The following is a 13,448-nucleotide window of genomic DNA, read 5'->3' as shown; positions in this document are numbered from 1 at the left end:
TGTGCCTTAGCCCGCCTGAGCCACAAGCCATTTCGCCGCGCGCAGACCGCGGGCGTACCCGCCGACCACGACCACGCGCTCGACAGCACCGGCGACGTCGCTCACCGGGTAATAGTGGTTTACGCCGCAGGCGTCGGCACCCAATTGCCGTGGAATCCTGACGGAATCCGGTGCGGCACCTTGATGCTCGCGACATCCTGCAACGTTTCCGCATCGAGGATGGCCAGTTCGCTGCGGTCGGCGGCACGGTCGTACACGTAGCCCATCAGCACGCCGTCGTCCTCCGGCGCGTCGGGCGCGGACGGATGGAAGACGAACTCGCCCAGTGCCTTATCGGCGCCGAACGAGCGTGACACGGTGCCGTTACCGACGAAGTCGTGCTTGAGAAGCACGTCATTGCCGCTGGCGCCCTCCCCGACCGTCGGCGCGTAGCCGTAGCGGTGCCGTTTGCCGACCAGTCGCTCGTCGACGCGCGGAAACTCCTGGCCGCGGTCGTCGACCCGCGATTCGCGTACCTTGCCGTCGGCGAGATCCACCGTCCACCGATCAAGCGTCGGCGGCCCCTCGTTCGGTCCCAGCTGCTCGGTCGCAAACATCTTCGGGTGCCGCACGACATCGAGCACGATCGTGTCGCCGTCGTCGAAGGCGTTCATCGGGTGGAAGACGTAGCACGGCTCGACGTCGAACCAGCGGACGTCCGAGTTGTCGCCGTCGCGCGGCATCACCCCGACCCTGGCCGGATATTTCGGGTTCCACGAGTATGGGAAGCGCCGATCGGACGCGTTGCCACCCGGTTGTCGGGCGGAGACGGGATCGGGGATGCGGACGCGGCCGATTATGGAGGACAACAGAAGTCGCGCGGGAAGCCTGACGCTTCGCGGCACCGTCATGGCGACCGCTTGGTGTGTGTCGAAGGTGACCGGCAGGTCGTAGAACACCACGTGTTTCTCCGTCAGCGACATGTCGTGCATCATCGGGCTGCCCGTCACCTCGATGTCGACGGTGCGCCGCGCCCGCCCGTCGGTGCCGATCACCGAGTACTGAACCGTGTTGCCGCGGTACATGCTGTACGAAACAGCATGCAGCTCACCGGTATCGGGGTCGCGCTTCGGGTGCGCGGTGTAACCACCCGTCAGCGTGCCGTCGAAGTCACAGGCACCGACGGTGTCCAGCTCGTCGGTGAGCTCGAAGTTGGTGACACCGGATTCGATCAGCGCCAGTGTCTTGCCCGCGTGGCCGATCACATTGGTATTCGCGCCGATTCCCGACAGCCGGAATTCGCCGGCCGGCGGCTTTTCGCCCAGCGCTTTCGCTGTCTGCGGACCGCGCACCCACCGGTTGCGGTACCACTCCGCCTTGCCGCCCCGGATCCGGACGCCGTGCACCATGCCGTCGCCGACGAACCAGTGATAAAGCTCGGGATCGATCTCGCCGACCGGGTTCGGGCCGTTGCGCAGGTACCGGCCATCCAGATAGTCGGGGATCGAGCCGACCACCTCGAGGTCGGTCAGCGTGTACTCGGTGTCCACTGGGGCGAATTCGCCCTCGAGATAGCGGTTCGTCATCGCGACTCTCCCTATAACAGCGTTATGAATGCCTCTTGTATAACACTGTTATGGCACCATGGCAAGGGTGAACGGAGTGCGGGGACAACTCGTCGAGAGCGGGATTCGCCTGCTGGAGCGCGAGGGTCTGCAGGCGCTCAGCGCGCGCAACCTGGCTGCCGAGGCCGGCACCTCCACGATGGCTGTCTACACCCACTTCGGCGGCATGACCGGTTTGATCGACGCCATCGCCAGCGAGGCGTTCGCTCGATTCACCCGGGCGTTGACCGAGGTGACCGGGACCGACGACCCCGTCGCCGACTTCTTCCTGATGGGCATCCACTATCGCGAGTTCGCACTGGCGAATCCGCGGCGCTACCAGTTGATGTTCGGCACGTCGGCGGAATCACTGAACCGATTCCATGCCGACCTCACCGTCACCGGCTCGGCCAGCGGCCGAGCCGAGTTTGCGCTGTCGTTCGAGGCGCTGCTGAGCGTGGTTCGCCGGATGATCGCCGCGGGCCGCATCCGCGACGACGGCGAATCGGCGATCGCGGGTCGCCTGTGGAGTTTCATCCACGGCGAGGTGCTGCTCGAGATGGCCGGCTACTTCGGACAGGAGGGACACGGCGTCACCCAGATCCTGGCGCCGCTGACCGTCGATGTGCTTGTCGGAATGGGCGACGACCGGGAGAAGACCGTTGAATCGCTCGAGACGGCGGTCGATGCGGCCGGCCGGCCTACCTGGCAGCGTCGAGACCGGTCCGAAGTAGATTCCACGCCAGGCGGCGAGCCTCAGCAGCCTGCTCCTGCATGAGCCGCTGGACGGCAGGCACGGGGTTGGGTTCGGTAGCGCGCCCGTCGACGATGTCGTCGCACACCTCCTGCGCAACGCGGATCCCCAACAGGACGGCCTCGTTGACGCTCTCGAGGGCCTGATCGAGGCGGGTGTCGTCAACGATCTGGTGGGCGTTGGCCAACTCGACGGAGAAGTCGTTCACGACCTGGCCGATCTGTTCGAAGATCGGCAGCATCGCCTGCTCCCGCTCGTCGCGGTTCGTGCTGTGCAGGATGCCCGCACCCCGGTTCCACAGCGTCGCGAGCATCTGGGTCTGCAGGCTCACCGCCCGCGACACCTCGATCACCGCCTGTTTCTGCAATTGGTTGAGCAGGTGTCTGCGCTCGAGGTCAGCCCGCTGCCGATGGGCGTCCATCTCGGCGCGGTGCGACTTCTGCTGGCTCTCCAACTCGGCCTTGTGCAATCTCTGGGTCAATTCGAGCTCGCGTGCCGCACGCTCTTCGGCCGCCGCCCGTTCGCGATCCAAGCGCTCCTCGCCGGCCGCCAGCGCCAAGCGCAGCCGTGCGGCGGCTTCGGCCGCCCTCGAATTCGCCTGTCGCTGGACATTGACGGTCTGCCACATGGCCACCATCACGACGCAGAGGACGGCGGCCCCGAAGAACCAGTCCGCTTTCGAACCCTTCTCGCCCGGGCCCAGCAGAATGAACCACACGATGGCCAGGCCGCCCGCGGCGCCGCAGGACAGCCATCCGATGCCGCGCCAGCCGTTGATCGCGGCGAACCACCCGCCGGGCTGGTCGGCGGGTACAGGCCGGCGGGTCGGCTCTGTGACGTCCCGCACCGCGCCGGGCGGTGACTGGTCGTCGGCCGTGGTGGATTGAACCAATCCGGTCATCACCGATCTCCCGTTCCGCCCAAGCCTCCCCCTCTTGCGGGTACAGACTAGGGCTCGCGGTGACGCAGCACGCGCCGGCCCGCTAGGGTCAAGCCGTGCTCAAGTCGAGCGGGCGACGGGATAAGCACGCTTCCTCGGCTGCTCACCGCTTATGGAACTGACCTGTAGAGATTAGAGGGCCCATGGGACAAGCCGCGCCACAGGATGATTCGTCGATCATCGTCAGTCTGTCCGAGGCGGCGATGCACATGTACAGCGCCGCAATCGACGCGCTGCCGTTCGCCGAGGACAAGAAGTTCCACAAGCGGGCAGACGTCGTGCTGGAGGGTATGCGCAAGCTGCGGACCGCGCTGTCGGACGCCGCCAGCAGCAACAGGCCCACTTCGGCGGTGATCGTCGAGCTCAGCAATGTCCGGCGACGCTACGACTCCCTCATGGAGCATGCCGCGGCCGCACCCGGGTCGAGCCTGGGCCAGCAGCTGTACGTCACGCGCATCCATGCCAAGCTCTCCGCCGAGGAGGTGGCGAACGGCGCGGGCCTGCCTATCCGGCTGCCCGATGAGCTCGAGGCAGGCGGCACGCCCAACGACGACGAGGCCGCGAAGATCAAAGACACGATCGCGGCCCTGGGTGGGGTGCCCGGGACCGAGCACCTGCAGCATCCCCAGCCCCAGCACCACGACCACGACGACTCATCGGTCAACGGCCACGAGGAACACTTTGCCGACGAGAACGTCGGCTGAGCCCGGAACTGCCGCGATCAGCTGCCGAGCTCACCCGCGATTCCGCGCTCGATCGCGGCGCGGGTGCGCTCCGGCAGCACGATGAGCCCGTCGAGTTCCCGTCGTGCGACCTCGAAGGCGCGTTCTCGCTCTTGCGGCGTCGCGGCGGTGTCCGTGGCGATCCGCAGCGTGCTGTGCGCGCGCGAGAGACGCTGCTGCTCCTCACGCGAGAAGCCGCTTCGCCGCCTGCGCATCGCCTCGGCCTCCGCGACGTCGAAAGCCGTCACGTACTCCTCTACGGCGTCGCGGTATTCGCGGGCGGCCACGCTGTCGTCCAGCAGGTCGCCCGCGTCGGCGGGGCGTAGCAGGTCCGCACGCAGCTTGGCGCGGTGGAACCGCTCGGTGAGCGGATCGCGCATGTCCGTCATCAGCGGATAGTCGAGCAGCTTTGTGATGTCGATCTCGTAGTCGAGCCAGCGGGTGTCCGTCCGGTCGTGCTCGCGCACCGTCCGCACGATCGCCTGCCACTGAGCCGACTTGGTGGTTCGTTGCGGCCCTCCCGCCTCGACCGACTGCGCGTCGTCGGATTGTTCGCGGACTTTGGACACCGCTTTGAAGCCGCCGTAGATCAGGCCGATCAACGGCAGGATCACGATCAGCAGCTCAACCAGCCGCACGATGAGCAAGCCCACTCCGCCAGAATGCCATCGCCGGTCGCAAGAGCGCCTACGGCGGAGTCTCCGGTGGCGTGTTCGCAGAGTCCCCAGCGGACAGCAGCAGCGCCAGCACGACGAGGGCGATGCCTGCGATCTCCGCGGGTGCCGGTATCTGGCGCAGCACCACGACGCCGATCAGCGTCGCGGTCACCGGCAGAAGTGCCAGCAGCAGCGCGAAGTTCGCGCTTCGGATCTGGACGAAGACGAGTTGGTCCAGCACGTACGGGATCGCGGTGGAGAGCAGACCGATGCAGAGACCGAGCAGCCACACACGCGGATCGGCGAACACCGAGCCGTTGATGGCGGCCTGCGGAACGAGTATCGCGGGGGCGAGAAGAACCGCGGCCAACGACATCCCGACCGCAAGCGAATCGAGTCCGTCGCCGGTGTCGGCGACCCGCTTGCCGAGCAGAATGTAGCCGGCCCACGTCGCGGCCGACACCAACGCGAACAGCACGCCGGTCAGGTTGGTGTCGAACTCCACGCCGGCCAGCAAAAGCACACCCGCCAACGCAAGACCGACAGCGGCGACGTCGCGCGGCCTGCGCGATCCCGCCGCGGCCACCGCCGTCGGGCCGAGAAACTCGATGGCGACCGCGGTGCCGAGCGGGATACGCGCCATCGCTTCGTAGATGGCGATGTTCATGCCGATCGTCACGAGCCCGAACATCAGAGCCGCACCGGCTTGCCGCCGGTTCCACTCACGCCGCCACGGCCGCCGCCACACCACCAGTGCGACCGCGGCAGCCGCCGCTCGCAGCCACGCCACGGTCGCCGGTTCGGTCGTCTCGAACAGGAAGACACCGATGGCGGCGCCGACGTACTGGGAGATGGCGCCGATTACGAAGACGACGGGGATGGACCAACCCGGCAGCAGCGATCGAGAAGCTATGGAGGGCAACCCTACGTCAGGCCGTCAGGCAGAAACCTGCCGTTGCCGCGTGAGCAGAACGAGCGCCGACGCCGCGATGAGGGCGCTTGTCACCATCCCGATCGCCATCGGGATGGCGGTGTGATCGCCTGCGATGCCGACAAGCGGGGCCACCACGGCGGCCAGCCCGAACTGCAGCGCGCCGAGGACGGCTGAACCGCTGCCCGCCACGTGTCGCACTTCGTCGAGTGCCAGCGAGGTGGCGTTGGCGACCACCAGGCCGAGGCTGGTGACCGCGCACCAGAGCAGCAGCAGCGTCGCCCAGGCCACCGGGCCCCCGACGGCGTCGATGACGAGCAGCGTCGAGAACAGCACGAGCAGGCTGACGCCGAGATGCAGCAGCCGTCGTTGACCGAAGCGGCCGACGATCTTCGCGTTGATCGCGTTCATGGCGACGAGGCCGAAGGCGTTGGCGGCGAAGGCGAACGAATACGCGATCGTGGACAAGCCGAGCACGTTCTGCAGGACGAACGGCGACGCGGCGATGTAGGAGAACATCACGGTGAAGCCGAACGCGAAGGTCAATGTGTAACCGATGTAGCTTCGGTTGCGGAACACCGACGCCGCGTCGCGCAGCATCGCGGTGAGCCCGCCGGTGGTCCGATCCTCGCGCGGATGTGTCTCGGCCAGCACCAGGCTCACGCCGAGGAACATCGCCACTGCCAACCCGGTCAGGATCCAGAAGACACCGCGCCAACCGATCAAGCCCATCAGTGAGCCACCGATCAACGGGGCCACCACGGGCGCCGCACCGTTGATGATCATCATGATGCTGAAGTAGCGGGCCGCCGTCGCGCCACGGGCGCGGTCGGAGATGACGGCCCGGCTGAGCACCACGCCTGCCGCACCGCTGAAGCCCTGCAGGAACCGGAACGCGGTCAGCAGTTCGATGCTGGGCGCCAGGGCGCAGGCGACACCGGCGCCGACGCACACCAGCGTGCCGGCAAGCATCAGCGGGCGGCGGCCGAACCGGTCGGACATCGGACCGATGAACAACTGGCCGAGCGCCAGGCCGACCATGAAGGTCGTCAGTGTCAGCTGAATGGCCGATGCGGTGGTGCCGAATTCCTCCGCCATCGCCGGGAACGCGGGCAGGTACATGTCGATCGACAGCGGCGCCACCGCGGTCAGCAATGCCAGCACGCCCAGCCAGCTCAGCGGTATCGACTTCGTGGTCGTCGTCTCGCTGCCGACAGTGCTCGCGGCGCTCATGCACACCTCTCGGTAGTTATAGCTTTATATCTAACTTTACAGCTACTGTATCGGACATGACCTCGGTCCGAATAGCCGCAGACGAGCGTGAGATACGCGACATCGCCACCACCGTGCGAACGGTGGTGTGGTCGTTGCGCAGGTTCGGCGAACGCCAGGTGGGTCTGGATCCGCTGCCGCATTCCGAGTTCGAGGTGATCCGCACCGTCTCCGACCATCCGTCGATCACGATCTCCGACGTCGCCCGGATTCTGGGCCTGCAGGCGAGCAACGTCAGCACGACGGTGCGGCGCCTCGTGGAGCGCGGCCTCATCGAGAGGTTGCCCGACGCGCACGACCGCCGGTCGATTCGATTGCGGCCCACCGCAAAGGCCGGCCGGCACAAAAAGATGATCGAGTCGGTGTGGGTGGACGGGGTGCGCGATCAGCTGGACCGGATGACCGACGAGGAGGTGGAACTACTGGTGAAGGCCGCGCCGCTGTTCCGGAAACTCGCGTCGATGCCCTGAGTGCCTAGGCTGATTGGATGGGTGTCACCGACGAGCAGCGCGCCGGGGTGAAACTCACCAACCTCGACCAACCGCTGAGCCAGGAGGCAGGTGCCACCAAACGCGACCTGGTGGACTACCTCGACGCCGTCGCGGATCGGATGCTGCCCGGTCTGGCAGGCAGGCCGCTCACGGTGCTGCGGGTGCTGCGGGACCAGAAACCGTTCATGCAGAAGAACGTTCCGAAGTACACCCCGGACTGGGTCCGCACCGTCCCGATATGGGCCGAGGCGTCCAAGCGCGACGTGCACTACGCGTTGTGCGACGACCGCCGGACTCTGCTCTGGTTCGCCAACCAGCGAGCCGTCGAATACCACCCGACGCTGGGGCTGGCGGACGACATCTACCGGCCCACTCATCTGGTGCTCGATCTCGACCCGCCCGCCGATGACGCGTTCGCCGCAGTGGTGGCCGTGGCACATCTGGTACGTCGCGCGCTGGCTGACTGCGGACTGGCGGGTGCGGTGAAGACGAGTGGCGCCAAAGGGATTCACGTGTTCGTGCCGATCGATGACTCCGCCCCCGTCGATGACGTGGCCGCGGCCACCCGTGCGCTGGCGGCCAGGGCGGAGGCGCTCGATCCGGATCTGGCCACCACCGCGTTCATCGTCGGGGACCGGCGCGGAAAGGTGTTCGTGGACTCCACCCGCGCCGGTGGCGCTACCGTGGCGGCCGCCTACAGTCCGCGCCTTCGGCCGGGCACGCCGGTGTCGTTTCCGTTGGACTGGTCGGATTTGGATGACGCCGACCCCGGCGACTTCACGGTGCACACGGCGATCGATGCGCTCGGTGGGCGTGACCCGTGGGCGGATTTGATGCCGCAACCACAGCGCCTGCCAACCGATTTGATCGAGCAGGGGCGCGCCATTCCGGTCGCACGCGTGGCCGCGATGCACGAGGGCAAGCGCCGCGCCCGCGTCCGTCGTCAGAAGGCGTAGCGGCTCAGGCGACGAGGTCCTCGGCGGCGGGACTTGTACAGGACACGCAGGCCTCTTCCTCGAGGCTGAAGTGGCCGCAGGTCGGGCAGATGAAGTCGAGCATGGCGGGCCGCCTTCCCAGGCTGAAAACGAAGGGGTTGACGCCGACCTTCTGCAGCGCTGCCAGCCTGTTACCCGACGAGTTTGCGGGTGAAACCCGTCGAATTATTACCGAGTTGTGACTGCCCGGCCGAGAGGGACAGCACGGTGATGTCCGGTGGCGCACCGATGCGGACGGGCGGGCCCCAAAAGCCGGCGCCCCGGGTGACGTACAGCTGCGTGCCGTCGACCGTCGACAGTCCGGCGAGCGACGGTTGCGCAGCCCGGACGACGTAGTGGAACGGCCACATCTGGCCGCCGTGGGTATGCCCGGACAGCTGCAGATCCACGCCATGCGCGGCGGCTTCGGCCACCTGAACGGGTTGATGGGCAAGCAGAATCGTCGGCCGCGAGTCGTCCACCCCGGACAGCGCGCGGTCGAAATCCGGCGGGTCCGATCGCTGCTCGCCTGCGACGTCGTTGACGCCGGCAAGGTCGAAAGCCGCCGCGCCGCGACGGATCGCGGTGTTCTCGTTGCGCAGCGGCTGCACACCGAGCCGCTCCAACTCGCGCAGCCACGACGACGTGTCGGGTACGAAGTACTCGTGGTTACCGGTGACGAAGAAGGCCCCTTCTCGGGAAACCAAGTCCCGCAACGGTTCCGCCGCTGTCCCGAGTTCCTCGACAGTGCCGTCCACCAGGTCGCGGACGATCGCGACCAGGTCCGGCTCGGTTTCGTTGATCATCCGCACGATCCGCGCGGTATGCGCCCGACCGGCCAGCGGTCCCAGGTGGATGTCGGACACCACGGCGATCGTGAACCCGTTGAGGGCAGGGTCGAGCCGGCGCAGCCGCACCGGAAGCCGAAGCACGTCGGGCGGTCCCAGCGCGCTGGCCATGCCCGCTCCGACCACCCCCACCGCCGCACCGCCGGCCGCTACTGCGCTGGCTCGCGCCAGGAACACCCGCCGGTTCATCGCCTGCTTCTGTTCAGGTTCAGCTGCTTGCGGCGGCGTCCGCTTCGCCCAGCGACGCAACGCAAGACGGACCGGTTCCAGGACCAGCAGCGCGAGAAACAGGTAGACCACGACGCCGAACCAGACATAACCCGGCCACGCTAACCACGATGGTTCCCTCCACCCGACAATTCTCGGCAGAAGCAGCGTCGCCACGAGCAGCACCAGCAGCGCGAGAAAGAGGGCCGACAGCACCCACCGAACACCGCCCCGCGTCGTGTCCTTGATCAGCCGCTTCCAGGCGTAGAGATGGATCAGCCCGAGGACTGTGCCGAGGATGGCGATGAACATGCGTCAGCAGGACAGCGGCGGTAGCGCGTCGACGCGAATCACCCCGGTGGTCGTGGGAAGCTCCTTCGACGTTGCCCCGATCGCCAGCGCGATCGTCCCGCCGTTCGCGCCTCCGACCGGCGCGCGAAGGTAGGTGAGCGCTCCCGACCGGCTGTCGACCAGGGTGGCGTACGTGTCGTGCATCTGGTCGTCGCGCCCTCTGTCGATCACGACGTACGGCCCGACCACGTGAAGCGGCAACGCCTGATGCTTTCCCCCGGGCGGAATGTTTCCGGCGATGCGCACCAGGCCGGACTTCGGCGACCAGTACGCGAGACCCGGTGCGCCGCGGTCGGTTTCGGTGGACCACGCATAGGCGTTGCCGTCGGTGACGAGCGTGAACTGATCGCGGCCGGTGCCGATCTCACCGGCGACCGGGGGCGGCAGCGCATCGGGGATCTTCAACTCGGCCCGGGGGCCTGCGTTCCGGTCCCAGGCCACCTCCCAGGACAGCCCGGCGGCCGTGGTTCGCACGCCGCGCATCTCACCGGACGCCACATCGGCCACGGCACCGGTGGTGAGGTCATAGGACCTCATCGTGCCTGCGTCTCCGGCGTACGTATCACGGGTGATCCAGTACACCTTGCCGCCGAACAGGGCGAAAGAGTCGACGGTGCTGCCTCCCGACGTTCGGTCCTCCAATGGACTCTCGACGACGTTTCGGGGCGGGCCGCCCTGGCGGTCGACGACGTCGATTCGCATCAGCGTGGGGATGACCCCGTTGGCCCCACGTGGGGCGCCTTCCACGCCGACGATCACCCAGCGATCGTCGATCGCCACGGAGCCGATCCGATTCTGGTCGGGCTCCGGCACCGCATAGATCTCACTGACGGATTTGTCGGCGTCGATCAGCAGGAGGTCGCGGGTGTCACCGTTGTCGCGGGCCACGGCGACCTCGCCGCGACGACCGACGGCGAACGGCACGTTCGAGACGCCGCCGGTGTCGACGGCGCTGTCGTCGATGGCCTTCTGCCAGGCGGCCGGTACCGCCGTCACGCAGGACTGCCGAATGGTCGGCGGCGGGGCGACGGCCGTCGTCGCCGTGCTGGACGCGGCCTGCTCTGCGGCCGGTCCGTTGCTGCACGCGGCCGCGGCGACCGTTAGGATCGCGACCCCGACGGCGCCGACACCGACGCGCACCGCGTTCGACCCCACACGCGGATGCTAGCGCGCCTCCGCGGCGGTTCAGGGGCGAGCGGGGCACAGCCTTGCCTGGGACTTACCGCTCGCCACGCGCGGCCATCACCCCGACGAAGTCCCCGCAGTTCGTTTCGTTTGACGAATCCGGGGCAACTCCCTGCCGACGTAGCCACGGTCGCGGCAGCCGCATTCGGCTCGGCTACGACAAGAGAGAGAGAGAGGATCGCACATGGCGCTCGACGACGACGACATCACCACTTCTGGAGGCGGCGAAGGACCTGCCGACGGCGGCTCGAACCCGGGAGGCCACGACACCGGAGCAGACGGCTCAGCCGGCGGTGAAGGTCCCGCCGACGGTGGCTCCAATCCCGGAGGCCACGACACCGGAGCAGACGGCTCAGCCGGCGGTGAAGGTCCCGCCGACGGTGGCTCCAATTCCGGAGGCCACGACGGCGCTGCCGACGGAACCGCCTGACCGCCTGTCTGTGCTGAGCCGCTGCATCGCCACAGATCCCCAGAAGTTCGCCACCGAACACTGGGGTCGCAGGCCGCTGCTCAGCCAGTCCGACGCGCTGCCCCGCGACTTCGGCGATCTCCTCTCGGCCGATACGGTCGACGAGTTGATCGCCGAGCGCGGGGTACGCGCGCCCTTCATTCGCCTGGCCAAGGACGGCGACTTGTTGGCCAGGGACTGCTACCTCGGCCCTGCGGGTTTCGGCGCGGAGATGCCGGACCAGGTGGACTCCGCGAAGGTGCTGTCCCAGTTCGCCTCTGGGGCAACGATTGTGCTGCAGGGGCTGCACCGGCTGTGGCCGCCGCTGATCGACTTCGTCAGGGACGCGGTCGACGAACTCGGTCATCCGGTGCAGGCGAACGCCTACGTCACACCGCCGTCCAATCGCGGTTTCGACCCGCACTATGACGTTCACGACGTCTTCATCCTGCAGGCGGCCGGACAGAAGCGGTGGATCGTGCACGAACCCGTCCACGAACACCCGCTGCCGTCGCAGCCGTGGACGCAGCACCGCGCTGCGATCACCGAGCGCGTGACCGAGGAACCGGTCATCGACACGGTGCTGTCCGAAGGTGACGCGCTGTACCTTCCCAGAGGTTGGGTGCACTCGGCACAGGCCTTGCAGACCACGTCGATTCACCTGACGATCGGCGTCTCGACCGTCACACGCCTCGACGTCGCACGCGCGGTGGTCGACCAGTTGGCGACCGTCGACTCCTTCAGGACGTCCCTGCCGATGGGCCGCGACCCGGCCGATCACGATGAGAGCATCGCGACGGTGACGAAGGTGATGGCCGAGATGGTGGACTCGCTGCGCGACGACGCCTCTGTGCTCAGCGGTGGCGCCGCCGCAACCTTGATCGAGCGTCACGCGGATCGGACACGGCCCGTCGCGGTGCGTCCGCTTGCGTCGCTTCGGGCGGCAGATCGAGCGGGCACGACAGAAGTTCATTGGCGTCACGGGCTGCTCGCGACCGTCGAACACACGGCCGGCCGGGTCGTGCTGCGACTCCCGGACAGGGTGATGACGTTCCCGGTGTCGTGTGCAGAGGCGGTCGCGGCGCTGCACCGCGGCCTCGTCGCCGATGCGGGCGGCTTGCCCGGTCTGGACCGTGCCGACGGCACGGTGTTGATCCGCAGGCTACTGCGAGAGGCCGTCGTCGTACCGTTCAAGGGATGACCGCTGCCAAACGAGTGCCGTGCAGCGACCAGTCGCTGGCCCGCAACGACCCCATGTACGGCACCGCCTCCGCCGGGTACTCCTGGATGTTGCTCGAGTTGCCCGGCGCATGGGGACACTCGGCGTTCCTCCAGTCGCCCGCTGTCATCGAGCCGGCTCTCGGACGGGCCGTCGTCCGGCGGATCGAATCGGCGAAGATGAGGGTCGCGGCGATACGTAAGCCCGGTCGCAGGCCGTCCACACCGCGGTGGCGCTGGGTCGTCGCGCATTCCCGGGTGGGCGCCGAAGCGCTGTACACCGGAGAAGTGAGCGACCCCCGCGAGTATCTCGATCTCGCTCTGGACGGATCCGACGGGACGCAGTCGGCCGATCCCGTCGTGGCGATCTGTGCGCACGGCAAGCATGATCAGTGCTGCGCGGTTCGCGGGCGCAGCGCGTGCAATGCGATCGCCGCCAAGTATCCCGAATTCACCTGGGAATGCTCGCATCTGGGCGGTGACCGGTTCGCGGCGACAATGCTGGTGCTGCCGGAAGGGCTGTGCTACGGGCGCGTCGACACCGCCGATCCACCTGATCTGATTCGCCTGTATCTCGAGGGGCGGCTGGACAACAGGTTCCTTCGCGGGCGCACGTCGCTACCCCATGCAGTTCAAGCCGCCCAGTACTTCGCCCGCGAGGCCTACGGTGACGACCGCATCGACGCGTTGCATCCGCAGAGTGTCGAGCACCACGACGGCGAGATCCGCGTGGTGCGCGAGGGCGAAACGGGTCCGATAACCGTGGTCCTCAAGGAACTCCTGACGGAGCCGCTGCTGTCGCAGTGTGATGCACGGGTGCCCGGCCGGGTTCGGACCTTCACACTCGTCTCGATCACGTCGGCCTGAG

14 protein-coding genes are annotated in these 13,448 nt (G+C 67.6%); 7 read left to right on the top strand and 7 right to left on the bottom strand.

From position 1 onward, the window contains the following. Positions 1-119 precede the first annotated feature (119 nt). Positions 120-1,565, bottom strand: a complete 1,446-nt coding sequence (locus QOC76_RS08200; protein WP_526356045.1) for a carotenoid oxygenase family protein — start codon at positions 1,563-1,565, stop codon at positions 120-122. Positions 1,566-1,623: 58 nt separating this feature from the next. On the opposite strand from QOC76_RS08200, the gene QOC76_RS08195 reads away from it, so the two are divergent. After that, a complete protein-coding gene (locus QOC76_RS08195; protein ID WP_526356043.1) occupies positions 1,624-2,361 on the top strand; it encodes a TetR/AcrR family transcriptional regulator in 738 nt (245 codons plus the stop codon). Here the strand turns inward: QOC76_RS08195 and QOC76_RS08190 are convergent. After that, entirely contained in the window at positions 2,285-3,238 is a 954-nt protein-coding gene (locus QOC76_RS08190; RefSeq protein WP_526356041.1) for a hypothetical protein, read from the bottom strand. The genes QOC76_RS08195 and QOC76_RS08190 overlap by 77 nt on opposite strands. A gap of 182 nt (positions 3,239-3,420) precedes the next feature. Between QOC76_RS08190 and QOC76_RS08185 the strand changes: the two genes are divergently transcribed. Further along, on the top strand, positions 3,421-3,981 hold the full coding sequence (locus tag QOC76_RS08185) for an XRE family transcriptional regulator (protein WP_526356039.1): 561 nt from the start codon (positions 3,421-3,423) through the stop codon (positions 3,979-3,981). Positions 3,982-3,998: 17 nt separating this feature from the next. Here the strand turns inward: QOC76_RS08185 and QOC76_RS08180 are convergent, their stop codons facing one another. The 3 genes from QOC76_RS08180 to QOC76_RS08170 are packed head-to-tail and all read right to left on the bottom strand — an operon-like array spanning position 3,999 to position 6,819. After that, the gene (locus QOC76_RS08180) at positions 3,999-4,652 is read right to left on the bottom strand and encodes a hypothetical protein (RefSeq protein WP_526356037.1); all 654 of its coding nucleotides are present in this window, start codon (positions 4,650-4,652) and stop codon (positions 3,999-4,001) included. Between the two features lie 34 nt (positions 4,653-4,686). Beyond that, positions 4,687-5,577, bottom strand: coding sequence for an EamA family transporter (locus tag QOC76_RS08175; RefSeq protein ID WP_526356035.1), 891 nt, complete (start codon positions 5,575-5,577; stop codon positions 4,687-4,689). 15 nt (positions 5,578-5,592) lie between these two features. Next, the gene (locus tag QOC76_RS08170) at positions 5,593-6,819 is read right to left on the bottom strand and encodes a multidrug effflux MFS transporter (RefSeq protein WP_526356033.1); all 1,227 of its coding nucleotides are present in this window, start codon (positions 6,817-6,819) and stop codon (positions 5,593-5,595) included. Between the two features lie 56 nt (positions 6,820-6,875). Here QOC76_RS08170 and QOC76_RS08165 point away from each other — a divergent pair, with 56 nt between their 5' ends. Together QOC76_RS08165 and QOC76_RS08160 are read left to right on the top strand one after the other, a co-directional pair. Further along, the gene (locus QOC76_RS08165) at positions 6,876-7,328 is read left to right on the top strand and encodes a MarR family winged helix-turn-helix transcriptional regulator (RefSeq protein ID WP_526356031.1); all 453 of its coding nucleotides are present in this window, start codon (positions 6,876-6,878) and stop codon (positions 7,326-7,328) included. Between the two features lie 17 nt (positions 7,329-7,345). Continuing rightward, positions 7,346-8,305, top strand: a complete 960-nt coding sequence (locus QOC76_RS08160; protein WP_526356029.1) for a DNA polymerase domain-containing protein — start codon at positions 7,346-7,348, stop codon at positions 8,303-8,305. 170 nt (positions 8,306-8,475) lie between these two features. Here QOC76_RS08160 and QOC76_RS08155 read toward each other — a convergent pair whose 3' ends face one another. Both QOC76_RS08155 and QOC76_RS08150 read right to left on the bottom strand, forming a co-directional pair. After that, positions 8,476-9,690 carry a metallophosphoesterase gene (locus QOC76_RS08155; protein WP_526356027.1) on the bottom strand — a complete coding sequence of 405 codons (1,215 nt, stop codon included), beginning with the start codon at positions 9,688-9,690 and terminating at the stop codon, positions 8,476-8,478. Between the two features lie 3 nt (positions 9,691-9,693). Next, positions 9,694-10,884, bottom strand: coding sequence for a hypothetical protein (locus QOC76_RS08150; protein WP_526356025.1), 1,191 nt, complete (start codon positions 10,882-10,884; stop codon positions 9,694-9,696). Between the two features lie 214 nt (positions 10,885-11,098). Here QOC76_RS08150 and QOC76_RS08145 point away from each other — a divergent pair, with 214 nt between their 5' ends. The 3 genes from QOC76_RS08145 to QOC76_RS08135 are packed head-to-tail and all read left to right on the top strand — an operon-like array spanning position 11,099 to position 13,447. Beyond that, positions 11,099-11,344: a BatC protein gene (locus QOC76_RS08145; protein WP_526356023.1), complete on the top strand. Its 246-nt coding sequence runs from the start codon at positions 11,099-11,101 to the stop codon at positions 11,342-11,344. Positions 11,345-11,354: 10 nt separating this feature from the next. Further along, positions 11,355-12,563, top strand: coding sequence for a cupin domain-containing protein (locus QOC76_RS08140; protein WP_526356148.1), 1,209 nt, complete (start codon positions 11,355-11,357; stop codon positions 12,561-12,563). Next, on the top strand, positions 12,560-13,447 hold the full coding sequence (locus QOC76_RS08135; RefSeq protein ID WP_526356021.1) for a ferredoxin family protein: 888 nt from the start codon (positions 12,560-12,562) through the stop codon (positions 13,445-13,447). Before QOC76_RS08140 ends, QOC76_RS08135 begins: the two co-directional genes overlap by 4 nt. The last annotated feature ends 1 nt before the right edge of the window (position 13,448 follow it).

It is taken from the genome of Mycobacterium sp., assembly GCF_032159565.1.
In the GTDB taxonomy this organism is placed as follows: Bacteria; Actinomycetota; Actinomycetes; order Mycobacteriales; family Mycobacteriaceae; genus Mycobacterium.
Note: the sequence above shows the minus strand (reverse complement) of the source record. Positions and strands in the feature narration are given on the sequence as shown.

Bases quoted from the DNA above. Each gene is read 5' to 3' on its own strand.
- QOC76_RS08160 (WP_526356029.1), top strand. From the start codon at position 7,346: ATGGGTGTCACCGACGAGCAGCGCGCCGGGGTGAAACTCACCAACCTC.
- QOC76_RS08155 (WP_526356027.1), bottom strand. From the start codon at position 9,690: ATGTTCATCGCCATCCTCGGCACAGTCCTCGGGCTGATCCATCTCTAC.
- QOC76_RS08145 (WP_526356023.1), top strand. From the start codon at position 11,099: ATGGCGCTCGACGACGACGACATCACCACTTCTGGAGGCGGCGAAGGA.
- QOC76_RS08190 (WP_526356041.1), bottom strand. From the start codon at position 3,238: ATGACCGGATTGGTTCAATCCACCACGGCCGACGACCAGTCACCGCCC.
- QOC76_RS08195 (WP_526356043.1), top strand. From the start codon at position 1,624: ATGGCAAGGGTGAACGGAGTGCGGGGACAACTCGTCGAGAGCGGGATT.
- QOC76_RS08170 (WP_526356033.1), bottom strand. From the start codon at position 6,819: ATGAGCGCCGCGAGCACTGTCGGCAGCGAGACGACGACCACGAAGTCG.
- QOC76_RS08135 (WP_526356021.1), top strand. From the start codon at position 12,560: ATGACCGCTGCCAAACGAGTGCCGTGCAGCGACCAGTCGCTGGCCCGC.
- QOC76_RS08200 (WP_526356045.1), bottom strand. From the start codon at position 1,565: ATGACGAACCGCTATCTCGAGGGCGAATTCGCCCCAGTGGACACCGAG.
- QOC76_RS08185 (WP_526356039.1), top strand. From the start codon at position 3,421: ATGGGACAAGCCGCGCCACAGGATGATTCGTCGATCATCGTCAGTCTG.
- QOC76_RS08165 (WP_526356031.1), top strand. From the start codon at position 6,876: ATGACCTCGGTCCGAATAGCCGCAGACGAGCGTGAGATACGCGACATC.